We start from the raw sequence: 25,080 nt of genomic DNA, 5'->3' as shown, positions 1-25,080 counted from the left end.
CCGCTTCTCTCGCGTAATTTACGTGTTTTCTGTTTTCCAGCCGGTGCATGATGTCAATGACGGAGCGCCAAACACCCTAAAATAGAGACGTGGTACTTTCCCGTGAAAAGATTCTAGATACCGCCTACGAGGTCTTGGCGACCTACGGTCTGGCGGACCTTTCGATGCGCCGCCTCGCTCAGGAGCTTCACGTGGCTCCCGGTGCCCTGTACTACCACGTGAAGAATAAGCAGCAGCTACTCATTCTGCTGGCGGACTACATCCTGGCCCGCGCCCCGAAGTCGATGTCGGAGGAGGCCGAGCCGACGGTAGAGGCTGTGCGTGCCTCCATGATTCAGCGCGGCGACACGCTCTTCTCACTGCTGTACCCCATCCGCGAGTGCCCCGAGGTGGTGCGTCTGAGCCTGGCTCTGCACCCGCGGGAGCTGAAGCCGGTGGTGGCGATGGCTCACGAATTTCAGTCGCTGGGCATGGGCCATGCTGAGGCATTGCGCCGCGCCCGCCTGCTGACCCACACCGCGCTCAGCCTGGTGGAGGAATACCAGACGCTACCGCTCATTTCCCCGCAGGAGGCGGTGGCAAGCGGCGATGTTCCGCTCATCGAAAATGCTTTTAACCGTTACCGCAGGGATCTACAGTCGGCCATCGACACGATGATGGTTGTTCAGCCCCCGTACACTCAGGAGGACTAACCTCCGTACTCGCCCCACTCAGCCTTCTATTCGTAGGCCCCGCACCGCTACGGCGCGGGGCTTTTGCGTCACCTAGCGTCCAAGCGCTCACCACCCAAACCGCCCGTGACTCGAGCCAGAACGTCCCTCTGCCGTAGTCTAGAGGGGATACCTCTGCGCCGAGTTGCGTGTTCCGGACGTATTCGTCACGGGGAGGTACGCACAGATTCCGTATGCCCCGCGGGGCGTAAGCGAGGTGTCCCCATGTCCATGACCGCTACTGCCCAGTGGGCGGCCTTCCCCAGCCACACCGCGGAGATTGCCCGCGTCCGCGAGGAGTTCATTACCGCCTACGGCTACGAGCCGGACGGCGTGTGGTCTGCGCCGGGCCGTCTGAACCTGCTGGGCGAGTACATTGACTTTCTGGGGGGCTCGTGCCTGCCTATGCCTCTGCCCTACCGCACGTATATTGCGGGTGCTCTGCGCCGCGATGGCGTGCTACGTGCTTCCTCACTGCAGATGCCGGGGGACGAGCGCACGGTTGTGGTGCGCGATATCCAGCCGGGCCATTTGAAGGGTTGGTTCACGTACGTGGCGGGCGTGGCCTGGGCGATGAATCAGGAGGGCGGGCGCGACATCATGCTCCCCGACGCGTTCGGCGCGGATCTTCTCATCAACTCTCGCGTTCCTGTGGGCGGCGGCCTGTCTTCCTCGGCCGCGCTGGAGTGCTCGACGGCGCTCGCACTGCTTGAGCTTTCGTGCCCCCTGCGCCCGGACTGCTCGGAAACGGATGTAGCCCCGGCCGATAATGACACGCTGCGGGCCCGCCTGGCTCAGGTGTGCATCACGGCCGAGAATAAGGTGGCGGGTGCGCAGACGGGCGGCCTGGATCAGACGGCGTCGCTGCGTTCTTTCCCGGAGCAGGCGCTTGTGGTGGATTTCCGAGACTTTTCGATTGAGCCGGTGCGAGTGGACATCGCCCAGCACGGTCTGAGCTTTTTGGTGATTGATACGAATACCCCGCACGAGCTGACGGACGGCGGATTTGCGGCTCGCCGCGCGGCCTCCGAGGCATGTGCGGAGGCCCTGGGCCTGCGTTTCCTGCGCGATGCCCTGCCGGAGGACCTCTCCTGTAAGGGTATGGATGCGCGTACCGCGAAGGCGTGGCGCGCCGACCTGGTGGACTCTTCGGTAAACCGCGCGCTGGATGCCCTGGAGGACTCGGGGCGTCCCTGTTCGTTCCCGCGCGGCTGGGTGCGTCACGCTTTCCACGATATGACGCTGGTGGGTCGCGCGAGCTACCTGCTGCAGCACGCAGACGAGCTGGGGTTGGCGGCTTTTAAGGAGGCCGGCCGCATCTTTACGGAGTCGTTTGTGTCGATGCGCGATGAGCTGTGCGTTTCCCGCCCGGAGATTGACGAGGCGGTGCGCGTGTGCCTGGAGCACGGGGCGCTGGGCGCACGTATTGTGGGTGGCGGCTTCGGGGGTGCTGTCATGGCACTTATCCCGACCGAACGCCTGGAGGAGGCGGCCCAGGCGGTGGCGACGAGCTACGCCGTGCACGGCTACGCGGCCCCGCGTTTTTTGCCGATGACGGCGGGCTTTGCGGCTTCGCACGACTGGTCGGCGGCGACTGATATGACCGATATTCCCGTGAACTAGATGCTCGCAGAGTACCCTCGCCACGGTTTCCCGCGCCTCGATTTGAGGGGGGAGCTTGCGATGCGCGCGGGGCGGTGAACCCCGCTCTTTCGGGCGTTAGCCCGTCGCGTGCGGCACACACAACGGTTTTGAACACCACTCTTATCTGAAAGTTTCCTGCGAGTTTTATCTCACCGCCCCGCTCCCCCGCCCCGCAGTAACCTCTGGATAAGCCACGATTGTTTGAGCATTACTCAAAAAATAACCCGCCAAACAGCAACCTGACTCTTCCTGCTTTCCTACATGGGTAAACTTATCGAGAAGGCCAGTCTGTAAGCCATAAAATTTCACCGCGGCGAGCGCCGGGCGATTTAGGCAACAGGTTCTTTCGCACATCATATTCCGGTTCTCCGTTGAATCCGGAATATACCTCATATGAGAGCGCGCGATTGCGCAGAGAGGAGACCCGCATGGGCCTCGACAACATCAAGAACACCGTTGAGCAGAACCTCGACAAGGTCAAGGAGGCAGTTGAGCACGGTCTGGACAAGGCTAAGGAAGCCATCAACGACAAGGCCGGCAAGGACGTTGTCAGCAACGAGCACGTTGCCAAGGTTGAGGACGTCATCAACGATAAGATTGACGAAGTTTCTCAGAAGCTCGGCGACAAGTAAGCCTCTTTTCCGCGCTTCGCGGTTATTTCGGGATGCGGCTTGAAACATCCCACGGTTCTCCAGGGTTTTGAGCTCCGCATCAGCGTGGTTCAAAGGCCCTGGAGAATCCTTCTGTTCGGATACGGTTGAATACTCCGCGTCCGACGGGCAGCCTTCAGACGGGCCGTCCCCTCTAGGTTTTCACTCAACCACCAAAGGTGGGGTTCCCACCTCGTTTCGGGTGCTTCCCATCGATGCTGCACCCGAAGCATCACTCAGCAGCGGCATGCTCATTGCCGTGTATCGCTCTCCTTCTCATCTCTCACTCTCGCAAGCGCCCGCGATATCTCGCGCCTGTGCACGCCCCGCGTTCCTGCCCCTGCGGCTTGGAGCACGGGGTGTGCGCCGTTAACGCCCCGTCTTCCCATTCGCTGGCAGAAGTTCCCCTTTAGAAAATCCGCAAGCTCAATTCCGCTCACCGGGATATGCTTTAAACGGTAAGTATTAGCGCGCCCGGGCCGGGCTCTCCCGCGTGATTCACATAATCCGTCCGGCGCATCCAACACACGGAGGAACTATGCTCGAACGTCAGCAGTCCAGCCAGGAGCAGGCCCGCGAGGTTATGAAGAACGGCGGTGTCGTCATTTACTGGCGCCCCGGCTGCCCCTACTGCGAGGCTCTGGACGCCAAGCTGGGCGACCTCGGCAACTACGCCACCTGGGTCAACATCTGGGAGGATCCGCAGGCTGAGGAACACGTCAAGGCGCTCAACGAGGGCAACGCCGTCGTTCCTACGGTCGACACCGGCGACACCCACTTCGTGGTGGCCGACCTGGTGAGCCGCAACAAGGTAAAGAAGCTGATCGAGAACACCCTCGACTCCGGTAGCGAGGCCTAAGATGGCTCGCCCTGCTCTGAACCGCGATACGACGGTTTGCATTTCTCTGTCGGGTCGCCCGTCGAACCACGGCATCAAGTTCCACAACTACCTGTACGAGAAGCACGGCCTGGATTACCTGTACAAGGCGATGACCACCACCGATATTGAGGGCGCTATCGCCGGTGTGCGTGCGCTGGGTATTCGCGGCTGTTCGGTATCGATGCCGTTCAAGCAGGCTGTTATCCCGCTGATGGACGATATGGACCACTCGGCTGCGGTCATTGGCGCGGTGAACACGATTGTGAACACTGACGGCTTCCTGAAAGCGTACAACACGGATGTGATTGCGGTGGCCTCTCTGCTGCGTTCGCACAATGTGGATCCGTCTCTGCCGTTCCTGCTGCGCGGTTCGGGTGGCATGGCGGCTGCGGTGGCTGGCGCCTTGTTTGACGCAGGCTTTGCGCAGGGCATGATTATTGCCCGCAACGAGGAGACCGGCCGTGCGCTGGCTGAGCGTTACGAGTACGCGTGGGCGCCGGAGGTGGGTAACCTACGCGCACCGATTCTGGTGAATGTGACTCCGATTGGCATGGCTGGCGGTGAGGAGAGCGAGGAGCTGTCCTACCCCGAAGAGGCTATCGCCGAGGCTCAGGTGGTCTTTGACGTGGTGGCTATGCCCGTTGAGACCCCGCTGATCCGTGCGGCTCGCGCGGCGGGTAAGGAAGTTATTCACGGCGGTGAGGTGATTGCCCTGCAGGCTGCTGAGCAGTTCCGCCTGTACACCGGTGTGGAGCTGACCCCCGAGGAGGTTGAGGAGGCGGAGGCTCAGGCGAACTAGGTTCGCACCCGCTGCTTCTTCGCCCCTTACGGGGCGCGATACACAAAAAGTGCCCGGAAGGTTTATCCTTCCGGGCACTTTTTGTTCTATCCGGCGCTTTGCGCCGAAATTTTTTGTAATTACACACAGCCTGGTACTTAAGGTTTTCCACATCTGTGGAGAAATCTGGGGAAAACTCTTACACCGGTGTAATTCATGCCGTGTGATTCACCCGTTTTGGGCTACATCCACAGGTTTTAAACATGTACTCACACTCTTGGAATTACACGAATGTAGTTATGCACAGTGTGGAAAACCTCTGTGGATAACCAGCCTCCGCGGCGATTTTCCGCGGATTTTCAGGCTCAAAAGCGGCCCTTGAACCACCGCTGCAGGCCCTGTTGCGGCGGTTCCGAAGGATCCGGCTTCTTCACGAACGGAATAATCAGCAAGGTTGCGAGCACGCCGCCCACAAAACCACCGAAGTGTCCCGCGTGGGAAATATTCGGGTTGAAGAGGCTCCGCACCACACCAATGCCGATGAGCAGCATAAAGAGGCGTGCCGTGTCCTTCTGTTTCCGAAGAAGCAGAAGGACGAAGAACGCACCGTAGAGTCCGTACACGCCGCCTGACGCACCCACGGCGCCACGGTAGTAGTCGAAGAGGTACACACTAATGCCGGACCCCAAGATGGCAGCCATATAGACGAAGAGGAACTTCCACCGCCCCATCATGCGCTCGAGAGACACACCGAAGATGAAGAGGTAAACCATGTTCCACAGCAGGTGCGTCGGGTCATTCTGTAAATGTACGAATCCGTGCGTGATGAGGCGGTAGTACTCGCCGTGGTGAACACGGGGACCCGACATCATGCCGAGGTTGTGTACCCAGCGGAACGGAATGATTTGCTGCAGACCGTACACCACGACATTAATCAGAATGAGCGTGTACGTAAGGTACCAGTGACGGGCTATAAAAGACCGCTTCGGTCTCGATGCGCCCCCGTTGATCTCGCGGTAGCAATCCGGGCAGACCGTACCGGTCCCCTGGTTTACCTGACATTCGCCGCAGATCGCCCGGTTGCAGCGTCCGCACCGGGTATAGCTGACGCGGTCGGGATGGTTAACGCAGACCGCCGGGGTCTGCCCGTACTTCAAGTAGTTGGGAAAGTTCTCCACTAACTCTCCAAAGATTTTTATGCCGAATTTCCGAGAATTTTCAGGTTCAGTACCTGCCGTTTTGCCATTGCTGCGGGCTCTGCTGCGGCGGCTCCGAGGACTCGGGCTTCTTCACGAACGGCACGAATAGCAGGGTCAGCAGCACGCCGCCCACAAAGCCACCCGCGTGGCATGCGTGGGAAATATTCGGGTTGAAGAAGCTCTGCACCACACCAATGCCGATAAACAGCATAAAGAGGCGCGCAGTATCCTTTTGCTTCCTAAGAAGCAGGATGACGAAGAATGCGCCGTAGAGGCCGTACACGCCGCCTGAGGCGCCCGCCACGCTCGTTGAAGGAGCCAGCACGTGCACGCCGAAGGCACCAAAGACGATTGAGCCCAGGTACACCACAAGGAACTTCCAGCGCCCCATCATGCGTTCGAGAGATACACCGAAGATGAAGAGGTAAATCATGTTCCACACCAGGTGCATCGGGTCGTTTTGTGAGTGCAGAAAACCGTAGCTGATGAGGCGGTAATATTCACCGTGCTGGACGTAGGGCCACCACATCCTGCCGTGGTTGACCAGCCAACTGTTCGGAATAATCTGTTGCAGGCCGTACGCCACGACGTTAATCAGGATGAGCGTGTACGTAAGGTACCAGTGACGGGCGATAAAGGAACGCTTCGGCTTCGCGGTGCCTCCGTTGAGCTCCCTGTAGCAATCCGGGCAGACCGTACCGGCTCCTTGGTTCATCTGACATTCACCGCAGATGGCCCGGTTGCATCGTCCGCACCGGGCGTAGCTGACGCGGTCGGGGTGGTTGGCGCAGACCGTAGGGGTCTGCCCGTAGCCGGAGTAGTTGGGAAAGTTCTCCACTGAATCTCCAAAGATTTTGTGCCGGATGGTTCGGAACGGTGTACAGGCCATATAAGTTCAGGGGCCCGCCGGAAAAATCCTGGCGGGCCCCTGAACTATATGTGTTTTATCAACACACCAGAACGCTTCACGAGCCTTCTGAAGGGGTTTTAGAGCTTCTCGACGTCGATCGAGGAGATGACGACGTCCTTGACCGGGCGGTCCTGGAAGCCGGTCTCAACGCCCTCAATAGCGTCGACAACCTTCTTGGAGGCCTCGTCAGCGACCTCACCGAAGATGGTGTGGCGGCCGTTCAGCCAAGGGGTCTCAACGGTGGTGATGAAGAACTGGGAACCGTTGGTGCCGGGGCCGGCGTTAGCCATTGCCAGCAGGTAGGGCTTGGAGAAGGAGAGCTCGGGGTGAATCTCGTCCTTGAACTGGTAGCCGGGGCCACCAACGCCCATGCCCAGGGGATCGCCACCCTGAATCATGAAGTCCTTGATGATGCGGTGGAACACGACGTCCTTGTACAGGGGGGTGTTCATGATTGCACCGGTGCGGGGGTGCTTCCACTGACGGGAGCCGTCGGCCAGGCCGATGAAGTTCTCGACAGTCAGGGGTGCGTGGTTACCGAACAGGTTCACGACGATGTCACCGTAGTTGGTGTGGATAGTTGCCTTAGCAGTTGCATTAGTCATGGCTCTATTGTGGCACGGGCTGGCGCTCATTCGCCATACAACGTGTTTTTTCGCCCCGGGCGCACTGTCGGGCGGGCTTTTTAGGCCGGAATTGAATATCCTGAGAGGTGAACACTACGCGCGTCTCGACGATTCTTACCGCCGCGACGCCCAACCGATGGAGGTCACCCCATGTTCTGCTGCAAGAAGCGTAAGGCTCGTAAGTCCGCCAAGGCCCAGGCTGTCGTCTCGTCCCTGGCTGCCGCTGAGTCCTCACTTGAGGGCAAGGCCGCTGAGCTTTTCGCCGAGAAGCTGACCGGCAAGAAGAACGCCCTGAAGAAGGCCCGCAAGGCCACCGCAAAGACCGCTCGTGCCGCGGAGAAGGAGCTGGCACGCATCGAGCGCAACGGCGGTAAGCGCCCCCGCAAGGGTCTGGCTTTCCTGGGCCTGGTTGTGGCGCTGGGTGTCGCAGGCGCGGCCGCATACAACGCTGCTCGCCCCGTTGAGGATCCTTGGAAGAACGCCTAAACGTTCTTCCCGCCTCTAGCGCGTATCTAGCTTGAACGGCCGCCTCCGGATGATTCTCCGGAGAGCGGCCGTTTTGCGTGCGTGGGATAAGCGTGGAGGCGCGGTCACGTGTGAAGCCGCCACCTTGCTTCCCCGTAGCGATATCCCGGATACGCGAAGAACCCCATGTCTTTCGACATGGGGTTCTCGGTTCAAAAATAAACCGGCAACGACCTACTCTCCCACACCCACAAAAGTGCAGTACCATCGGCGCGACGAGTCTTAGCTTCTGGGTTCGGAATGGAGCCAGGCGTTTCCCTCTTGCTATAATCACCGGAAAGTGGAGGCGAGGGGACTCGAACCCCTAACCCTCTGCTTGCAAAGCAGATGCGCTACCAATTGCGCCACGCCCCCGTGGTGCCCTACCAGTCTATACCAGCGGTTCGGACATCACCAAATCCTCACGGACATTTTTTTCGTAAGACCCATCACAGCATCGCTAAGCCTCCCCAAAGGGAAGCCGACGCGCTACGCCCCCGTGATGACCTCGCCGGGCACATTCGCCTCACGCTTGGACACCGCGTTCAGCGGCCCAGACTCTTCCTGCAGGTAGCGACGAATGGCTTCCTTCAGCTTCTCTTTTGCCTGCTCGTCCTTCGATGAGGGGCTCTTAAACCCCAGCTTAAGGGCGTCGTCCCGTCCGGCGGCTGGGTATTCCTGGCGGGCGTTCCACGTTAGCGCGAAAGTTGCGAGGGTGTTCAACTCAGCGGGTGTGACCGCCCTATCCAGGGCATCGGCTGCCACCGCCACGCGGGCCGGTTCCGCAACGCTCACAGCGATCTTCGTCTCGGCACCCGAGGGCACCTTCACCGCCTTAGAGATGGCAATCTGCGCGTAGAGCTGTATCTGCTTCACGCGCTCCTCTGAGGTGCCCAGACTGCCCAGGGCGCGGAAGCGACGAACCACGTCGGCATACTCGCCCTCCTCGATGACCGCGGTTAGGCGTAGCTCGTCCGCCATGGCGATCCCCTGGGTATAGTCCGCGTTGGTTCCCAGCGCGGCTGATGCATTGAGGAGCTTGAGCCACTGTTCCCGGTCAAGGGTTGCCGAATCGTTCACACGCAGCGGAGCGACCGGGGTATTGGCGCGCTGACCAACCCCCTGCGGGTCGTTAAACGGGTCTACGCCGCCGTAGGTGACGCTCAGACGCTGTATTGAGCCATAAACCGATAGTTGGGCCAGCGCTTCCGCAGCGGCCGGCAAATCCGCTTGTGCGGCTTCCGTGAGTGCTAGGGAACCCACCAGTCGCAGATTCTGCTCTTCGTTTCCCTTACCCACATTGATGCGCTCCAGCGATTCAATGCGCAGGTAACGGGTATCGATATTTTCGCGCACACGACGCTCGCGGCGAGCCAGCAACTTTTCTACGGAAACCGTGACGGCGGCATCCTCGCCCAGAAGGCCGGTAGCGGCAATGCGCGGTGCCGTAGCGATAAGGCCACCCGCCAGGATGACGCCACCGGTCAGCAGCAGGGAGCGTCGGGGAACCACAAGGTCGCGCCCACGCCGCTTTGCGGCGTTTCCTACGGCCGCGAAGCGGCCTCGCGCGCCGGTAGATTTTTCTGATTGATGAGATTCGGGAATCTGCGAAGAAGACATTGAGCCTCCGGGGATGAGCGGCGGTCGAGGACCGCCCAGAGTGAGAGATAGCGGAGTAAGAATACACCGATGGGGCGTCAAGGTGGCGGAGCCTAGAGCGAGAGCCTGGACATAGAAAGGGGCCTACCGGGCGAACTAATCGCCCGGTAGGCCCCTTGGTCGTCTATTTAGCCAACCCTCGAATTTTTAGTCATCCGACTCAGCGGTCTGCGGTGATGCGACGTTTGCCGACTCGGCAGCCAGCTCCGCAATGCGAATCTCACCGGTCGTCGGGTCCTCGTACGGCACGTACTCCGTACGACCGTCAGGCTCGGCATCCTCGTTCACATGGTTCTCTGCAATCAGGAAGCCGTGTGCACCCAGAATCTTAGCTACTCGGTCGATATCCTGCGGGGTCGGGGTATGGTCGACCACGCGACGAATGTACTCGTTGATTCGCTGGTCACTCACGTATGCCTCACCGCGAGCAGCGCGGGACTGCATGAGCTGGCGGACCACTTCCTGCAGCTGTTCATCCGTCAGACGCATCTTCAGGATGGCCATCACGGCTGCACGGTCCTGAACGGGGACGTCCTTGGGATACCCAACGCTCAGCCAGTCGATTACTCGAGAGATGATGCCCTTATCAGGCATTGAGCCCCTCCTTCGATACTGTCATCATCATATTCACTGTGTGTTTCACGGTTCTAGTGACCTCCACCGGTGACGCCGAAAATATTCCAGCCGAACGTGTGGTGGATAAAGTCCTTAGCAACCCAGAGAATGGCGATGATTACGATTGCTACGATGATAGCAAAAACAATCCCGGCGGCAATCTTAGCCACCGTGCTCGGCGGCTCAATCTCCACCAGCTGGCCATCCGCCGTGTACTCGGTACGGCCCGCCATGAGGCGGAGGCCGAGCGCATACAGCGCCGGAAGACCCGCACCGAAGAAGAGACCGGCCATGAGTACCGGAATAATCTTGTTTACGATATCCAACAGATATGCCATGGCTTACGAACCTGCCTTCTCAGTAGCAAGAGCCTGATCCGCGGATGCCTCAGCGCCGGTGACTGCAGCGCCTTCCTTCTCATCCCAGTCGCCAGTCACGTTCGAAGCGTCAATGTTGTCCTTCTGGGAGTGACGCCACATCAGGAAGCAGAAGATAACCAGCAGAGCGAACACGGTCATTTCGCCAATGAACTGGGTGCCGGTCAGAGCATTCAAGCCGTGACCAATCAGCCAGGTCAGAGCACCCACAATCGCGGCAGCCGGCAGGGTAATCAGCCAGGCGACCACCATACGACCCGCCACGGACCAGCGAACCTCGGCGCCCTTTCGACCCAGGCCACTACCCAGAATCGAGCCGGAGGCCACGTGGGTAGTGGACAGCGCCATACCGAAGTGCGAGGAAGTCAGAATAATCGCGGCGGAGGCACCGTCGGCGGCCACACCCTGCGGGGTATCCACCTCAACGATGCCCTTACCCAGGGTGCGAATGATGCGCCAACCACCCAGGTAGGTTCCCAGGGCGATAGCGAGCGCACAGGCCGCCTTGACCCACAGGGGGATGGCGTCGTCGCTATTGAGAGAACCCGAAGCCACCAGAGCCAAGAAAATCACGCCCATGGTCTTCTGCGCATCGTTCGTACCGTGCGCCAGAGACATCAGGGATGCGGTAGCCACCTGACCCTTGCGGAAGCCGCTGTGCTTGCGCTCATCGGCCACAGGGGCAGCAATGCGGTACACCAGCCAGGTGCCGGTTGCCGACACGATTGCGGCAATGACGGGGGATAGAACCGCGGGGACAATGATCTTGGAGAGCACGCCCATCCACTGCACGCCGTCGAAGCCGATGGCTACCAGCGCAGAACCAATCAGGCCACCAAACAGTGCGTGCGACGAAGAGGAGGGCAGACCCAGCAGCCAGGTCAGCACGTTCCAGAGGATGCCGCCCACCAGGCCGGTAAAGACGATGAGCATCAGTGCGGGGCCGTCCGAGGTTACGTCGATACGGTCCAGGTTCACGATGCCGCTACCGACCGAGCGTGCCACCTCAACAGAGAGGAAGGCACCCACCAGGTTCAGGGATGCGGAGAGAGCCACGGCTGTCTTCGGCTTCAACGCGCCGGTAGCGATGGACGTAGCCATCGCGTTGCCGGTGTCGTGAAAGCCGTTCGTAAAGTCGAAGGCGAGCGCGGTCAGCACCACGATCACGAGAATAATGAGTTCTGTAGTCACAAGAGAATTATCTGTCGCTTCCCCAAAAATCGAAAGTATTCGGTTTTAACACGAAATAACACGCAAACCCACACGATTAGGTGCGTGTTTCGTGGGGTTGTTCGTCCATCATCTCGAGAAACCCGCTACCACTAGGCAAAAAGGGTGCACCCATCAGAATCATTAAGTTGTTTTATGTGGATTCTTCACTAAACCGGGGCAGTAGGCGACATACTACACACTAAACGCTGAGGTGAGTTCATCTAGTGTTCACCTTCAGGAAGTTCCCAGATTTCTATTTGTGATGCGCATCTATTACCCACCTCGCATCGAGTACCCCGTTATGCATTTACTGCAAATTCCCCGGTAGCCCACCGCAAAAGCCCTAAACCGAGTGCCCCGAGGAGGGGTACAGCATATATAACAAAAGACCCCGCATCTCTCGATACGGGGTCTTTCTCAAAAATAAACCGGCAACGACCTACTCTCCCACACCCACAAAAGTGCAGTACCATCGGCGCGACGAGTCTTAGCTTCTGGGTTCGGAATGGAGCCAGGCGTTTCCCTCTTGCTATAATCACCGGAAAGTGGAGGCGAGGGGACTCGAACCCCTAACCCTCTGCTTGCAAAGCAGATGCGCTACCAATTGCGCCACGCCCCCGCTTCAGCGGAAACCACTGTTTAGTTATTTCCAGGCCTTGATAACCTCGTTGTTCTGACGCTTTATTAGCACCATCACAACAACACTCGAAAGAGCGATAATCAGAAAAACTTTCTTCATCTCTGCCTTTCACAGTGTGGAGTGGGCGTACCAAGAATCGAACTTGGGACCTCTTCGTTATCAGCGAAGCGCTCTAACCGTCTGAGCTATACGCCCTCCCTCTGCGGAATTTCTTCCGTAGAACGAGATATAACTATACAGGCGTTTAGAGGGAACACCAAATCAGAATGATATGTTATGCATCACATACATGTGAAGGGGTTCAGCATCAAGATAGGACACACCACCAAAGCCCCCGCAGAACCCAGAAAAGATAGCGCGAAAAAGGGCGGCACCGCCTCCGCACGGAGACGATACCGCCCAATTCAAACTCATAGTCGAGCGCTCTTAAGACTCGTCGCTCAGAGTCAGGGTCACGCCACCCACCAGCTTTGCAGCCAGGTTGTACAGGATAGCAGCAATCATACCCAGCAGGGTGAAGACCACGGTGTTCACCACGGCAAAAATCGTGGTTACCAGAGCCACCTGCCCCAGCGAAATCATCTGCGAGATATCCACGGTGGTCGAACCGGTACCCAGCGAGCTAATCAGCTGGTTTACACCGGTAAAGGCACCCGAAGCCTGCAGGAACAGCCACAGAATCACCGAGGCCACGACGGTCACGATACCCAGAGCAATCGACAGCAGGAAGATCAGCTTTGCTACCGACCAGGTATCGACCTTCTGCACCACCAGGCGCGCGCGACGAATCTTCGAACGAGGCGCGGGGCGCACCAGCTGGCGACGCGAACCCGTCGGACGCTTAGCATTCACCGGGCGCTTGCCGGCAGGACGCTTAGCGGCTCCGGGACGGGCCTGACCTGAACGTGCCTGAGCCGGGCGGCGGGCACCGGACTTAGGGGCCCCCTTCTTAGACGCACCAGCTGCTGCCGAACGCTGCGCTGACGCGGAAGAGGAGCTCGCGGGAGTGCTGCTCATTAGTTACCTCCAGTAGCGGTGAGGTCGGCAGCCGCCGCTTCACCCTCGTTATCCGTGCCGGGAGCCGCAGAAGTATCGTCTGCCGCCTCGGCATTCTCAGTGTTTTCATCATCGCTGTCGTCCAGCTGACGATCCTGGTTACGGGCTACACCGATAATCGAATCGCCCTCACCGGGCTTTGCGAAGATAACACCCATGGTATCGCGTCCCTTCGCAGGAACCTCATTCACATTCGAACGAACAACCTTGCCGCTGGACATCACGACCAGGACCTCGTCCTCTTCGTCCACGATGAGGCCACCCACCAGGGCGCCACGATCCTCCACAAGCTTAGCAACCTTAATGCCAAAACCGTTACGACCCTGAACGCGATATTCATCCACGCTCGTGCGCTTCGCGTAGCCACCCTCGGTCACCACGAAGACGTAGGAGCCCCCGGTGACCACGTTGGCAGAAATCAGCTCGTCACCATCGCGGAACTTCATACCGGTCACACCGGAAGTCGAGCGACCCATGGGGCGCAACGAAGCGTCATCCGCGTGGAAGCGCAGGGACATACCGTTACGAGAAACCAGCAGGATGTCATCGGCAGCCGAAACGGTGAAGGCCGAAACAACCTCGTCACCCTCGCGCAGATTGATGGCGATCAGGCCCGCGGTACGGTTCGTGTCGTAATCGCTCAGGCGGCTCTTCTTCACCATGCCGCCACGGGTTGCCAGCACCAGGTACTCAGCGTCCTCGTAGCTCTTGAGCTCCATCACCTGGGCGATATGCTCGCCACCCTGGAACTCCAGCAGGTTCGCAATGTGCTGACCCTTCGCGTCGCGGCCGGCTTCCTGCAACTCGTAGCCCTTCGCGCGGTACACGCGGCCCAGGTTCGTGAAGAACAGAATCCAGCTGTGCGTGGTAGTCACGAAGAAGTGCTCCACCACGTCATCGCCGCGCAGGGAGGCGCCCTTAATACCCTTACCGCCGCGGTGCTGGCTACGGTACTGATCACTGCGGGTGCGCTTGATGTAGCCGCCGCGAGTAATCGTCACCACGACCTCCTCCTCGGGGATGAGGTCTTCCATCGACATGTCGCCGTTGTAGCCGTACATGATCTGGGTGCGACGGTCATCGCCGTAGCGGTTCACAATCTCGCCCAGCTCCTCAGAGATAATCTCGCGCTGGCGAGTCTCGGAAGCAATAATCGCGTTGTACTCGGCGATCATGCGCATCAGCTCGTCGTGGCGGTCCTGAATCTTCTGGCGCTCCAGAGCGGCCAGGCGACGCAGCTGCATGTTCAGGATGGCCTGAGCCTGAGCCTCGTCAATCTGCAGGAACTCCATCAGAGCGGTGCGCGCCTCGTCCGCGGTGGGGGAGCGGCGAATCAGGGCGATAACCTCGTCCAGAGCATCCAGGGCCTTGAGCAGGCCGCGCAGGATGTGCGCCTCTTCCTCCGCCTGGCGCAGACGGTAGCGGGTACGGCGGACGATAACATCCAGCTGGTGGTTGACCCAGTGGCGCACGAAAGCGTCCAGGGACAGGGTGCGGGGCACGCCGTCCACGATGGCCAGCATGTTCGCGGAGAAGTTCTCCTGCAGCTGGGTGTGCTTGTACAGGTTGTTCAGCACAACCTTCGGGGAAGCATCACGCTTGAGCACAATCACCAGGCGCTGACCGGTACGACCCGAAGTCTCGTCGCGCAGATCGGCGATACCGGTGACCTTGCCGTCCTTGATGAGCTCGGCAATCTTGATGGCCAGGTTATCCGGGTTTGCCTGGTAGGGCAGCTCGGTGACGACCAGGCAGGTGCGTCCGTGGATTTCCTCGACGTTGACCACGGCACGCATGGTAATCGAACCACGGCCGGTGCGGTACGCATCCTCAATACCCTTGGTGCCCAGAATCTGCGCACCGGTCGGGAAATCCGGGCCCTTGATGCGAGCCATCAGAGCGTTCAGCAGCTCTTCGTTGGTGGCGTGCGGGTTCTTCAGGAACCACTCCACGCCCTCGGCCACCTCGCGCAGGTTGTGCGGGGGAATGTTGGTCGCCATACCCACGGCGATACCCGAGGAGCCGTTAATCAGCAGGTTCGGGATGCGCGCGGGCAGAACGGTCGGCTCTAGGGACTTGCCGTCGTAGTTCGGCTGGAAATCAACGGTGTCCTCGTTGATGTCGCGCACCATCTCCAGGGCAATGGGGGCCATCTTCGTCTCGGTGTATCGGGGAGCCGCTGCGCCATCGTTACCGGGGGAGCCGAAGTTGCCCTGTCCCAATGCCAGCGGGTAGCGCATGATCCAGCTCTGAATCAGACGCACGAGGGTGTCGTAGATGGCGCGATCGCCGTGGGGGTGGAACTGACCCATGACGTCGCCGACCACGCGGGCGCACTTGTTGAAGGCGCGGTCCGGGCGGTAGCCGCCGTCGTACATTGCGTAGATGACGCGACGGTGCACGGGCTTGAGGCCGTCACGGACATCCGGCAGGGCACGACCGATGATGACGGCCATCGCGTAGTCCAGGTAGGAGCGCTGCATTTCGGTTTGCAGGTCCACCTGTTCAATGTGGCCGTGGTGGTCCACGATCTCGGTGTCACCGGTGCTGACGACGTCAGCTCCGGTCACTTCGTTCTGCTGTTCTTCGCTCATTATTTCCCTCAATAAATCACTCGGTTACATAACCCATTCCACATATTCCCCAAAAGAAATATGTCGTGCGGGTTAGATATCGAGGAATCGGATGTCCTTTGCGTTCTGCTGGATAAACTCGCGGCGGGCCTCAACGTCCTCACCCATAAGCACCGAGAAGATCTGGTCCGCGGCAGCCGCGTCCTCCATCTTCACCTGCAGCAGGGTACGGCGCGCCGGATCCATGGTGGTGTCCCACAGCTCGGTGTAGTCCATCTCACCCAGACCCTTGTAACGCTGAATACCGTTGTCCTTGGGCAGACGCTGGTTATTCGCCAAACCACGTGCCAGAGCCTCGTCGCGCTCTGCGTCGGAGTAGACGTAATCGTGCGGAGCGTTAGACCACTTGATGCGGTACAGCGGCGGCTGAGCCAGGTACACGTAACCGGCCTCAATCAGCGGGCGCATGAAGCGGAAGAGCAGGGTCAGCAACAGGGTCGTGATGTGCTGGCCGTCCACGTCCGCATCGGCCATGAGCACAATCTTGTGGTAACGGGCCTTTTCGATGTTGAAGTCGTCGCCAATACCGGTACCGAAGGCGGTAATCATCGCCTGAATTTCGGCGTTCGACAGGGCGCGGTCCAGGCGAGCGCGCTCAACGTTCAGGATCTTACCGCGCAGCGGCAGAATAGCCTGAGTGTTCGGGTTACGACCCTGAACCGCCGAACCACCCGCGGAGTCACCCTCCACCAGGTAAATCTCAGAGATCGACGGATCCTTCGAGGAACAGTCCTTGAGCTTACCGGGCATGGAGCTGGTCTCCAGCAGGCCCTTGCGGCGGGTCGTCTCACGGGCCTTGCGGGCGGCGATACGCGCCTGGGCGGCGGTAATCGCGCGACGCACGATGTCCTTGGCCACGGCGGGGTTACGGTCGAACCAGTCGCTCAGGTGATCGTTCACCTCGCGCTGGGTGAAGGACTTCGCCTCCGAGTTACCCAGCTTGGTCTTCGTCTGACCCTCGAACTGCGGCTCGGAAATCTTAATCGAGATGACCGCGGTCAGGCCCTCACGCACGTCTTCACCGGTGAGGTTATCGTCCTTATCGCGCAACAGCTTGTTGTCGCGAGCGTAACGGTTCACCAGGGAGGTCAGCGCGGCACGGAAACCCTCTTCATGGGTGCCGCCCTCGTGGGTGTTGATCGTGTTTGCGTAGGAGTAGATGGATTCCTTGTACGCACCGGTCCACTGCATGGCCACTTCCAGGCTCATGTTACGGTCGGAGTCCTCAGATTCGAAGGAGACAATCTCTTCGTTCACGATGGTCTTCGCGCCGGCGTTCAGGAAGTGCACGTAGTCAAACAGGCCGTTGTCGTAACGGTAAGTGACGGTCATGAAACCGTCAGCGTTCGCACGCACGCGGTTGAGAGTGTTTTCCTTCTCCTCTTCGGCAACCTCGTCACCGGCGAACTTCTCGCGCTCATCGGTCAGGGTGATGGTCAGGCCCTTATTCAGGAAGGCCATCTGCTGGAAGCGAGCGCGCAGGGTCTCAAAATCGAACTCGACAGTCTCGAAAATCTCGGGATCCGGATAGAAGGTCTGAATCGTGCCGGTCTTATCGGAGGGCTCGCCGCGATGCAGGGGACCGTCGGGCACGCCACCGTTGGAGAAGGAGATGTGCCACGCGTAGCCCTGGCGGTGCACCTCGGTAATCACGCGGGTCGATAGGGCGTTCACTACGGAGATACCCACGCCGTGCAGACCACCGGAAACCGAGTAGCCGCCGCCGCCAAACTTACCGCCGGCGTGCAGCACGGTCATGACGACCTCGACGGTGGACTTGTGCTCGGTGGGGTGCTCATCCACGGGAATACCGCGACCGTCATCCTTGACGCGCACCGCGCCATCGGCCTGGATGGTCACGTCGATTTCGGAGGCGTAACCGGCAAGCGCTTCGTCCACGGAGTTATCAACGACCTCGTAGACCAGGTGGTGCAGACCGCGCTCGGTGGTCGAGCCGATGTACATGCCGGGGCGTTTACGAACCGCCTCCAAGCCTTCCAGCACGGTGATGTCGGACGCACCGTATTCATGGGGCTGTTCAGGTGCCACGAGGGGAAACTCCTTGGGTAAGCCGGGCACCGGCAGGGAGCCGCGAACACTGCCGAGGGTAGCCTAGAACGCCTCGGCGCGGCGCGTGAAGCGCCTTCGGGGACTCGCGGTGCCGGCGGCGCCCGGGTGGGCGCACTTTACGCATTGTCCCTTTTATTTTACCGAGCAAGGGGGTATTAAAGCCATCCAGCGCGCCATTTTATGGGCAATTCACCCATATTCCACCCCCTCAAACGCCCGTAATGGCCCCTGAGAGACGCCCAACCCCCTCCCCGGTGAGGGGGGATACACCTCGGTTATGCGGCCGGGATGCGGGCGCTTCCGAGGTTTTGCTTCTTCAAGCGGTCCGGTTTCGAGGCAAGAATTCGTTCCGCACGCACCACCGACTCTCCTACCCGTAGGTATCGCGCACCCCGCGCATCCCGGAGGCGCGACGATACCCGCGCTGGCTCCAGCGGCCATTGTTCGGACCCAGGATTCGCACCTGCGCCACCACGCCCTCGCCAAGCTCTCGGCGGAAGAGCTCGATAAGCTGCCCGTGCATCAGGCGCAGCTGAGTGGCCCAGGCGGTGGAGTCGCACTGCACCTGAACGATAGAGTTCTCGAAGCTGAGAGGTTTGGTGTGCGCGGCAATTTCGGGACCAACGAGTTCAGCCCAGCGGGCCAGCACGCTCGAGACGGCCACGGGCTCTTTCCAGCCTCGGGACCGAATCAGCGCGCTCACGATACCCCCGAGCGGCTTGGGATCGCGGGAGCTTTCACCGGGGCCGCTGTACCCGCCCATGACGCGGGGATCCCACCCCTGTGCGCGTTCGCGACGTTTCTTGGGGGCGGTTCCGGACATCGCGGCGCCGAACTCGCGCATAATCTTTCGCGCCGAGAAAGCGTTGAGGGGCGCCTCGCCGCGTTCCTGGGCGGCCACGCGCATACGAGTCAGCAGGGCCGCGGGGGCGTCCACCTCGTCTCGGTAAAATTCACCGAAGCCATCGACCTCGCCGCCGGATGTTTCACGTGAAACAGTGCTGTTGAGCTCACGGGCGTCAGGGGCCGGGGAAGGCATCGGCAAGGAATCTCCGAAGGGTGCAGTGAGGGGGACGGAATCCTCTCCGAGACGGTTACTCATGATCCCCACCAGCAATAGGATTCTCAGCTAACGTTTCGCCGCTCTCCTTGGCGAGGGTCTCACCGGTGCTTCCTTCTGCGTTCCCACCGCGAGTGCCGGGCGACGGTACGTACTCCGCGTGGCCGGGAGTTACAGACACCAAGCGGTATTCACCCAGCTCCTCCGGAATATCCGTGAGTACGGCACACGTAATGAGCACCTGCTCCGCCGCGGCAACCATAGCGCCCAGGCGGTGGCGGCGCGCCGAGTCGAGCTCGGCGAAGACATCGTCAAGAATCAGGATGGGGGAGGCACCCGGCGAAGAATCGTCCTCCACATGAACAAACCACGAAGCCAACTTCATGGCCAGGGCAAACGACCAGCTCTCACCGTGCGAGGCAAAATGCTTAACCGGAAGGCCGCCCAGCAGCAGGGTCACATCCTCACGGTGCGGCCCCACCAGCGTCACGCCGCGCTCAATTTCCTCGGCGCGACGCTCGGCGAAACCGCGCAGAAGCGCCTCCTTCAGGTCCTTGATGCTCATGAGGGCCGCATGTTCGAGAGAGCGCTCGCCCATGCTCGCAAAGACGGAGGATTCGTAGGTGAACCCCACGTCCTTAGAACCGTCCGTCAGCCCCGCATAGGCGCGACGCAGCTGGGGGAGTAGGCGCTGCAACAGACGGAAGCGTGCAGAGAGCAGTTGCGCCCCCATCAGGGCAAGCTGGCCATCCCACACCGCGAGGGTACTCAGCGCGTTCTCGTCGCGAGCGCGGCGCTGCATCGATTTGAGCAGCGAATTACGCTGCCGCAAAATCCGCTCGTACTCACTGCGGTACCCCGCCACCACGGGGCGCAGGGAGACGGCCAGCTCATCCACAAATCGACGACGACCGGCAGGATCGCCCTTCACCAATTGCAGGTCCTCGGGGGAAAACAGCACCGTGCGAGCAATGCCCAGAGCTTCCTTAGCGCGCACCGGGGCAGCCCGGTTAATGCGCACGCGATTCGCCTGACCGGGAGCCACCTCAAACTCGGTCACGGTCTGCTGCGAACCGCGCACAGTGCGGGTGCGGATGTAGGCTCGGGCGGCGCCCACGCGCACCAGCGGACCATCGTGGCTCACCCGGTGCGAAGAGAGGGCCGCCGCATACTCAATGGCCTCTACGATATTCGTTTTTCCCACGCCATTCGAGCCCAGAAAAACCGTCACCCCGGCCGATAGAGGCAGGTTGAGCAGCGCGTAGGTGCGGTAATCCAGCAGCGAGATGTGGTCGATGTACACCGGACGGCTCCTTTCATGCGGTTCGGTTGGACGGTTCGGTCGAGGAGGGGATAGGCGCGGACGGGGAAAGCACAGCCCCGCGAGCCTTCCCTGGGCAGAGCCTCGGGAAGGGCGCGGGGCGGCAAGCTACTAGTTCGAGGGCAGACGCACCGGCATCAGCAGGTAGCGGTAGTTGCGGTCATCCTCAGCCAGCGGCTCGTCCTGGCCCGAGATCACGGCGGGCTTGGGCGCATCGGTGAAGGAGAAACGCACGAACTCGGTGCCGAACACCTTCAGACCGTCCAGCAGGTAGGAGGGGTTGTACGCCACGGTGATGTCGTCGCCGGAGAGGTGAGCCTGCAGGGTTTCGGAGGCCTGAGCCTCGTCGCCGCGGCCCGCATCGATGGCAACCGAACCCTGGGTGAACTTCAGGCGCAGCGGAGTGTTGCGCTCAGCCACGAGCGAGATACGGCGAGCTGCCTCGGTCAGGTCGGAGGTGCGAACCACCGCGTGGATGGGGGTCTGCTCGGGGAAGAGAGCACGGATGTTGGGGTAATCGCCGTCCATCAGAACGCTCGTGGTGCGGCGGGTACCGGCGGCAAAACCAATCAGTTCACCGGCGGCGGGCAGCGCAATGGAGAGCTCGCCGGAGCCGGAGAGAGTGCTACCGACCTCGGAAACGGTCTTGGCCTTTAGCAGAACAGCCGCCTGAATATCGGGGTTGACGGGGTTCCACTTGATTTCGCGCATGGCTAGACGGTAGCGGTCGGTGGCGAGCAGGGTCATGGTGTCGCCGTTAATCTCGACGCGAATACCGGTCAGCAGGGGTAGGGTCTCGTCCTTGGACACCGCAATCTGAACCTGCTTGACGGCTTCAGCAAATTCGGCGCCGTCGACGGTACCGGAAACTTCGGGCAGTTCGGGCAGCTCGGGGTAATCGGCCACGGGCATGCCGGCCAGCTGGAAGTTAGCGGAACGGCAGTGCAGACGAATCACGGACTCATCAGCGGTGAACTCGACCTCAGCGTTCGGAAGAGAACGGCAGATTTCGGCCAGGATCTTACCTGGAACAAGGCACACACCCTCGGCCTGAACATCGGCGGCGATAACCTGGCGGGCGCTGGTTTCGTGATCAAAGCTTGCGATGCTGACTTCGCCGGCGGAGGCGGTAATCAGCAGACCGTTGAGCACGGGGGAGGTAGGACGCAAGGGCAGGGAGCGTGCCGTCCAGCCGACTGCTTCGGCGAGGACATCGCGTTCAACGGTGAATTTCATCGAGAAGGCGCCTTTCACGGTGGTAGAGGTTCGGTTTGTGGCGCACGTAAAGCTGAACTGCGAGAGAGCCGGAAGGTTTCGCCTGCTCTAGTGCGCGTTGCCCGTGCGCGCGCGTCTATCCATCCTACCGGAATCCAGACGAATTGTAATTACAGGGATTTGCGGTGAACACGGTCGGTCACCACGGTTACCAGCCTCGCATTTTTGTAATTACAAAGAACCGCGAAGGAATCCTTGGAAGGCGTCGAAAATAGATTCGAAATTAGACATTCAAAAATGTGGGTTTCTCGCCAAAACCAACAGGGAGAATGAATCAAAGAAAGCGCTTACTATCGCCTAGTGTTTCCTGAAATTACGACGGGCGAACGCCCTGAGTAGCTCAAAATGCATATCGAACTTCCCGGCAGCTCGGGGCGAGGAAATGTTTCATGTTATGGGGAGGATTTTTTCTTTAAGTACAGTAGTATTATTAACGCTTGTGGAAACGGTGGAAAACCCCGCAGAACCCCGCAATGACGCGGAAGTGACCTGTGGACATTAAGTGGAGGAATCCTCCCCGAACTGAGGATGCATTGTGTATGAATATTTATGCATTTACTCTCTTCCACACCTTTTGAATATTCATGCACTTAACGTCCACACGAGCGCCGGAGTTAAAGCACAGCTTATCCACACCCCATATTTCAGGGCTCAGTCAGCCGAAAATCATGGCCGAAAATAACCCTGCCCCTCTCAAACCACCCCGATACCCCCTATAAAACGCCTTGTCAGCAGCTTATAGGGGGTGTAGGTGGTTCCGTGGGCCTATCCGGCGGCGCGCTGTTCCTGGCGAATGAGGTTCGTCAGCTCGGTCACCTGATTGAAAATCGTCTGTCGCTCAGCCATCTGCGCGCTCACCTTACGCACCGCGTGCATCACGGTCGTGTGGTCGCGGCCGCCCAAATCATTACCGATACGCGGCAGGGACATCTCTGTCAGCTCACGGAGCAGATACATCGCCACCTGGCGGGCGTTCGTGAGCGTGCGGGTGCGAGACTTCGACTGCATATCCTCGATGGACACATCGAAATACTTTGCCACCGTCGAGAGCACCAACGCCGAGGTAATCTCGGCACCGCCCGTATCCGACAGCAAATCCTTCAAATAGGTCTCAGCCTCGGCCAGGGTGATGGGCTCCGGAGGCTTCTTCATCGAGGCGGCGGCGCTCGCGCGAATCAGAGCGCCCTCCAACTCGCGAATATTGGCCGTGACATGGGAAGCAATGTATTCCATAACGTCATCGCGCACCGGCAAAATCTCGCTCTGAGCCTTCTTTCGCAGAATCGCGATGCGGGTCTCCAACTCCGGAGGCTGCACATCCACGTTCAGACCCGACCCGAAGCGCGAACGCATCCGCTCGGCAAAGCCGGTCAGCTGCTTCGGCGGCAAATCCGAAGTAATCACAATCTGCTTCTGGTGGTTGTACAGCGCGTTGAAGGTATGGAAAAACTCCTCCATTGTCGCCTCTTTACCGGCCAGGAACTGAATATCGTCGATCAAAAGCACGTCAACGTTACGGTAAATCTGCTTAAACGAGGAACCCTCGTCGTCGCGAATCGAGTTGATGAAATCGTTCGTGAACTCTTCAGAATTCACGTAGCGCACTCGCAGATTCGGGTAAAGGTACTTGGTGTAGTGGCCAATCGCGTGCAGTAGGTGGGTCTTGCCCAGGCCCGAACCGCCGTAGATGAAGAGCGGATTGTACACGATGCCGGGCTGCTCTGCCACGGCGAAGGCGCTTGCATGAGCAAAGCGGTTGGACTGGCCGATCACGAAGGTATCGAAGGTGTAATTCGGGTTCAATCGAGCAGAGCTATCCCACGTCGGAGCGTTTTCCGGGTCTTCGTGCTGGGTCGCAACCGGCGCGGCCGGGGCGGGAGCCTCACTGTGCGCAGTGTGGAAAGCGGTTCGTTCTGCCTCGAGGGCCTGTAGCGAGGGACGAGTCACCTGCTCATCCGCAGGGACGTGCGCCTCGGAATCCGGCGCCGGATGCGGCTCGGTGTAGTACTCGAAAGCTCGGGAGCCAACGGGGGCCTCACGGCGGGCGGGCTCGGCGTAGGGAGTTGCGGTGGAATAGCCAGAAGGCTCATCGGGAACCTGGTGAGCTGCGGCAATTGCGGGTTCGACGGGCGCGGCCTGTTCCGGCTCATTAACGTCCTGACTTGGGCTTTCAATGGGAACCATCGCCTCGTTCACATCGAAAAGCGCGGTGGTGGAGGGGCCGAACGCCTCGTGCAGTGCGGCGCGGAAAGGTGCTGTAATTTGCTCCTCAAACACGGCGCGGGTGAGCTTATTGGGCACCTCGATGATGAGGCGCGAAGATCCCATCAGACCCTGGGGGCGCGCAAGGTTCACGAATCCACGCTGGCGCGCCGTGACGTTCGGGTCGCTGCTCAGGATAGACAGCAGGTGCGCCCATCGCGCCTGAAGTGACTCGGTCATAGGGGTCTTTACCTCCGCTCAATCTGCCGCAGAAGACGTTGGCGGCTCAACAGAGTGCCAACGATGCCGGAACCTTCCGCAGGTCATTAAGATTCTACCCGCTTAATGCACAGGCATTTAGCGTTTTCCACAAGAGTTTTCCACACGGTGGAAAAGTTGTAATTACAGGAGTGGATGGAGGGTGGAAAACGGTGGAGAATTCGCCGACTTCCCTGTAATTACAGGGGGTAGTGCGTTTGCGTGCGCCTGTGGATAAGCGTTGCGCAATGTGCTATCCGAGGAGGATATGCACCGCGGTGGATAGTCGCGATCCCGCGTTATCCCCAGGGGTGGGGATGGGGGTGGTGACTCATGCGAGTGGAGTGTAGCGTGTTCCCTTCAGGGTTCCCCTCGGCCTCTCATAAACCCTCGATCGTCACCAACAGCTCTCCTCGATTCCGCACCCAGTCCCCATAAGGAGCCCGGAATCACGCGGAAAAAAGCGTCAAGAACTTGATTTACGCCCTCCACTCTTCTAAAGTTGTGCTGTTGTGTGTGCACCGCCTACTGCGAATAGTCGCGGTACCTCCGTGCACCAAGAAGCGTACGGTTCCGATACCCGTGAGGGCACGAACCGCAAAAATCAAGGAGACAAAGTATGAGCAAGCGTACTTTCCAGCCGAACAACCGCCGTCGCGCTAAGAAGCACGGCTTCCGTCTGCGTATGCGTACCCGTGCAGGCCGCGCGATTCTATCGAGCCGCCGCGGTAAGGGCCGCGCAAAGCTCTCGGCCTAATCACGGCATATAGTTCGCCCGCCGATGCACACGCATCGGCGGGG

Annotated in this window: 21 protein-coding genes, 3 tRNA genes and 2 rRNA genes; 7 read left to right on the top strand and 19 right to left on the bottom strand. The window is 59.9% G+C overall.

Annotated features, from left to right (window positions below; translation table 11 throughout):
• Window positions 1–89 precede the first annotated feature (89 nt).
• From HMPREF2630_RS01610 to HMPREF2630_RS01590, 5 genes are all read left to right on the top strand, one after another.
• Entirely contained in the window at window positions 90–692 is a 603-nt protein-coding gene (locus HMPREF2630_RS01610) for a TetR/AcrR family transcriptional regulator (protein ID WP_049332271.1), read from the top strand.
• A 243-nt stretch (window positions 693–935) separates the two neighbouring features.
• The gene (locus HMPREF2630_RS01605; protein ID WP_049344520.1) at window positions 936–2,333 is read left to right on the top strand and encodes a galactokinase; all 1,398 of its coding nucleotides are present in this window, start codon (window positions 936–938) and stop codon (window positions 2,331–2,333) included.
• Between the two features lie 449 nt (window positions 2,334–2,782).
• Window positions 2,783–2,986: a hypothetical protein gene (locus HMPREF2630_RS01600; protein WP_049332269.1), complete on the top strand. Its 204-nt coding sequence runs from the start codon at window positions 2,783–2,785 to the stop codon at window positions 2,984–2,986.
• A gap of 556 nt (window positions 2,987–3,542) precedes the next feature.
• A complete protein-coding gene (locus tag HMPREF2630_RS01595; protein WP_049332267.1) occupies window positions 3,543–3,863 on the top strand; it encodes a glutaredoxin domain-containing protein in 321 nt (106 codons plus the stop codon).
• Window position 3,864: 1 nt separating this feature from the next.
• Window positions 3,865–4,683 carry a shikimate 5-dehydrogenase gene (locus HMPREF2630_RS01590; RefSeq protein ID WP_049344518.1) on the top strand — a complete coding sequence of 273 codons (819 nt, stop codon included), beginning with the start codon at window positions 3,865–3,867 and terminating at the stop codon, window positions 4,681–4,683.
• A 344-nt stretch (window positions 4,684–5,027) separates the two neighbouring features.
• Here HMPREF2630_RS01590 and HMPREF2630_RS01585 read toward each other — a convergent pair whose 3' ends face one another.
• From HMPREF2630_RS01585 to HMPREF2630_RS01575, 3 genes are all read right to left on the bottom strand, one after another.
• The gene (locus tag HMPREF2630_RS01585; RefSeq protein ID WP_049344516.1) at window positions 5,028–5,840 is read right to left on the bottom strand and encodes a rhomboid family intramembrane serine protease; all 813 of its coding nucleotides are present in this window, start codon (window positions 5,838–5,840) and stop codon (window positions 5,028–5,030) included.
• Window positions 5,841–5,886: 46 nt separating this feature from the next.
• A complete protein-coding gene (locus HMPREF2630_RS01580) occupies window positions 5,887–6,699 on the bottom strand; it encodes a rhomboid family intramembrane serine protease (protein WP_049344514.1) in 813 nt (270 codons plus the stop codon).
• Between the two features lie 149 nt (window positions 6,700–6,848).
• A complete protein-coding gene (locus tag HMPREF2630_RS01575; RefSeq protein WP_049344512.1) occupies window positions 6,849–7,376 on the bottom strand; it encodes a peptidylprolyl isomerase in 528 nt (175 codons plus the stop codon).
• Between the two features lie 171 nt (window positions 7,377–7,547).
• Between HMPREF2630_RS01575 and HMPREF2630_RS01570 the strand changes: the two genes are divergently transcribed.
• Window positions 7,548–7,883 carry a hypothetical protein gene (locus HMPREF2630_RS01570; RefSeq protein ID WP_049344510.1) on the top strand — a complete coding sequence of 112 codons (336 nt, stop codon included), beginning with the start codon at window positions 7,548–7,550 and terminating at the stop codon, window positions 7,881–7,883.
• A gap of 200 nt (window positions 7,884–8,083) precedes the next feature.
• Here the strand turns inward: HMPREF2630_RS01570 and rrf (HMPREF2630_RS01565) are convergent.
• The 16 genes from rrf (HMPREF2630_RS01565) to dnaA form a co-directional block, all read right to left on the bottom strand.
• A 5S ribosomal RNA gene (gene rrf / locus HMPREF2630_RS01565) occupies window positions 8,084–8,200 on the bottom strand.
• A gap of 3 nt (window positions 8,201–8,203) precedes the next feature.
• A tRNA-Ala gene (locus tag HMPREF2630_RS01560) sits at window positions 8,204–8,276 on the bottom strand.
• A 114-nt stretch (window positions 8,277–8,390) separates the two neighbouring features.
• Window positions 8,391–9,521 carry an acetamidase gene (locus HMPREF2630_RS01555; protein WP_080975305.1) on the bottom strand — a complete coding sequence of 377 codons (1,131 nt, stop codon included), beginning with the start codon at window positions 9,519–9,521 and terminating at the stop codon, window positions 8,391–8,393.
• 186 nt (window positions 9,522–9,707) lie between these two features.
• Window positions 9,708–10,154, bottom strand: coding sequence for a DUF3349 domain-containing protein (locus HMPREF2630_RS01550; protein WP_049344508.1), 447 nt, complete (start codon window positions 10,152–10,154; stop codon window positions 9,708–9,710).
• 53 nt (window positions 10,155–10,207) lie between these two features.
• Window positions 10,208–10,513 carry a hypothetical protein gene (locus tag HMPREF2630_RS01545; protein ID WP_049344507.1) on the bottom strand — a complete coding sequence of 102 codons (306 nt, stop codon included), beginning with the start codon at window positions 10,511–10,513 and terminating at the stop codon, window positions 10,208–10,210.
• A gap of 3 nt (window positions 10,514–10,516) precedes the next feature.
• Entirely contained in the window at window positions 10,517–11,743 is a 1,227-nt protein-coding gene (locus HMPREF2630_RS01540) for an inorganic phosphate transporter (protein WP_049344506.1), read from the bottom strand.
• Between the two features lie 447 nt (window positions 11,744–12,190).
• Window positions 12,191–12,307 (bottom strand): 5S ribosomal RNA (gene rrf, locus HMPREF2630_RS01535).
• Between the two features lie 3 nt (window positions 12,308–12,310).
• A tRNA-Ala gene (locus tag HMPREF2630_RS01530) sits at window positions 12,311–12,383 on the bottom strand.
• Between the two features lie 142 nt (window positions 12,384–12,525).
• Window positions 12,526–12,599, bottom strand: a tRNA-Ile gene (locus tag HMPREF2630_RS01525).
• Between the two features lie 231 nt (window positions 12,600–12,830).
• Window positions 12,831–13,421 carry a DUF3566 domain-containing protein gene (locus HMPREF2630_RS01520; protein ID WP_049332247.1) on the bottom strand — a complete coding sequence of 197 codons (591 nt, stop codon included), beginning with the start codon at window positions 13,419–13,421 and terminating at the stop codon, window positions 12,831–12,833.
• On the bottom strand, window positions 13,421–16,054 hold the full coding sequence (gyrA, locus tag HMPREF2630_RS01515; protein ID WP_049344504.1) for a DNA gyrase subunit A: 2,634 nt from the start codon (window positions 16,052–16,054) through the stop codon (window positions 13,421–13,423). The genes HMPREF2630_RS01520 and gyrA overlap by 1 nt, the downstream gene beginning before the upstream one ends.
• A 72-nt stretch (window positions 16,055–16,126) precedes the next feature.
• Window positions 16,127–18,142 carry a DNA topoisomerase (ATP-hydrolyzing) subunit B gene (gene gyrB, locus HMPREF2630_RS01510; RefSeq protein ID WP_143131577.1) on the bottom strand — a complete coding sequence of 672 codons (2,016 nt, stop codon included), beginning with the start codon at window positions 18,140–18,142 and terminating at the stop codon, window positions 16,127–16,129.
• 391 nt (window positions 18,143–18,533) lie between these two features.
• A complete protein-coding gene (locus HMPREF2630_RS01505) occupies window positions 18,534–19,202 on the bottom strand; it encodes a DciA family protein (protein ID WP_371440187.1) in 669 nt (222 codons plus the stop codon).
• A 55-nt stretch (window positions 19,203–19,257) separates the two neighbouring features.
• Window positions 19,258–20,526, bottom strand: coding sequence for a DNA replication/repair protein RecF (gene recF / locus HMPREF2630_RS01500; protein ID WP_049344500.1), 1,269 nt, complete (start codon window positions 20,524–20,526; stop codon window positions 19,258–19,260).
• 129 nt (window positions 20,527–20,655) lie between these two features.
• Window positions 20,656–21,780 carry a DNA polymerase III subunit beta gene (gene dnaN, locus HMPREF2630_RS01495; protein WP_070483100.1) on the bottom strand — a complete coding sequence of 375 codons (1,125 nt, stop codon included), beginning with the start codon at window positions 21,778–21,780 and terminating at the stop codon, window positions 20,656–20,658.
• A gap of 804 nt (window positions 21,781–22,584) precedes the next feature.
• A complete protein-coding gene (gene dnaA / locus HMPREF2630_RS01490) occupies window positions 22,585–24,261 on the bottom strand; it encodes a chromosomal replication initiator protein DnaA (protein ID WP_049344499.1) in 1,677 nt (558 codons plus the stop codon).
• 637 nt (window positions 24,262–24,898) lie between these two features.
• Between dnaA and rpmH the strand changes: the two genes are divergently transcribed.
• The gene (gene rpmH / locus HMPREF2630_RS01485; RefSeq protein WP_005504094.1) at window positions 24,899–25,036 is read left to right on the top strand and encodes a 50S ribosomal protein L34; all 138 of its coding nucleotides are present in this window, start codon (window positions 24,899–24,901) and stop codon (window positions 25,034–25,036) included.
• Window positions 25,037–25,080: the final 44 nt, after the last annotated feature.

It is taken from the genome of Rothia sp. HMSC072B03 (assembly GCF_001809565.1).
Taxonomy (GTDB): domain Bacteria; phylum Actinomycetota; class Actinomycetes; order Actinomycetales; family Micrococcaceae; genus Rothia; species Rothia mucilaginosa_A.
Note: the sequence above shows the minus strand (reverse complement) of the source record. Positions and strands in the feature narration are given on the sequence as shown.

What these genes read in the sequence shown, in the direction of transcription:
- HMPREF2630_RS01605 (WP_049344520.1), top strand. Translation starts at nt 936, where the DNA reads ATGTCCATGACCGCTACTGCCCAGTGGGCGGCCTTCCCCAGCCACACC.
- HMPREF2630_RS01600 (WP_049332269.1), top strand. Translation starts at nt 2,783, where the DNA reads ATGGGCCTCGACAACATCAAGAACACCGTTGAGCAGAACCTCGACAAG.
- HMPREF2630_RS01595 (WP_049332267.1), top strand. Translation starts at nt 3,543, where the DNA reads ATGCTCGAACGTCAGCAGTCCAGCCAGGAGCAGGCCCGCGAGGTTATG.
- HMPREF2630_RS01590 (WP_049344518.1), top strand. Translation starts at nt 3,865, where the DNA reads ATGGCTCGCCCTGCTCTGAACCGCGATACGACGGTTTGCATTTCTCTG.
- HMPREF2630_RS01575 (WP_049344512.1), bottom strand. Translation starts at nt 7,376, where the DNA reads ATGACTAATGCAACTGCTAAGGCAACTATCCACACCAACTACGGTGAC.
- HMPREF2630_RS01570 (WP_049344510.1), top strand. Translation starts at nt 7,548, where the DNA reads ATGTTCTGCTGCAAGAAGCGTAAGGCTCGTAAGTCCGCCAAGGCCCAG.
- HMPREF2630_RS01555 (WP_080975305.1), bottom strand. Translation starts at nt 9,521, where the DNA reads ATGTCTTCTTCGCAGATTCCCGAATCTCATCAATCAGAAAAATCTACC.
- HMPREF2630_RS01550 (WP_049344508.1), bottom strand. Translation starts at nt 10,154, where the DNA reads ATGCCTGATAAGGGCATCATCTCTCGAGTAATCGACTGGCTGAGCGTT.
- HMPREF2630_RS01545 (WP_049344507.1), bottom strand. Translation starts at nt 10,513, where the DNA reads ATGGCATATCTGTTGGATATCGTAAACAAGATTATTCCGGTACTCATG.
- HMPREF2630_RS01520 (WP_049332247.1), bottom strand. Translation starts at nt 13,421, where the DNA reads ATGAGCAGCACTCCCGCGAGCTCCTCTTCCGCGTCAGCGCAGCGTTCG.
- gyrA (WP_049344504.1), bottom strand. Translation starts at nt 16,054, where the DNA reads ATGAGCGAAGAACAGCAGAACGAAGTGACCGGAGCTGACGTCGTCAGC.
- HMPREF2630_RS01505 (WP_371440187.1), bottom strand. Translation starts at nt 19,202, where the DNA reads ATGCCTTCCCCGGCCCCTGACGCCCGTGAGCTCAACAGCACTGTTTCA.
- dnaN (WP_070483100.1), bottom strand. Translation starts at nt 21,780, where the DNA reads ATGAAATTCACCGTTGAACGCGATGTCCTCGCCGAAGCAGTCGGCTGG.
- dnaA (WP_049344499.1), bottom strand. Translation starts at nt 24,261, where the DNA reads ATGACCGAGTCACTTCAGGCGCGATGGGCGCACCTGCTGTCTATCCTG.
- rpmH (WP_005504094.1), top strand. Translation starts at nt 24,899, where the DNA reads ATGAGCAAGCGTACTTTCCAGCCGAACAACCGCCGTCGCGCTAAGAAG.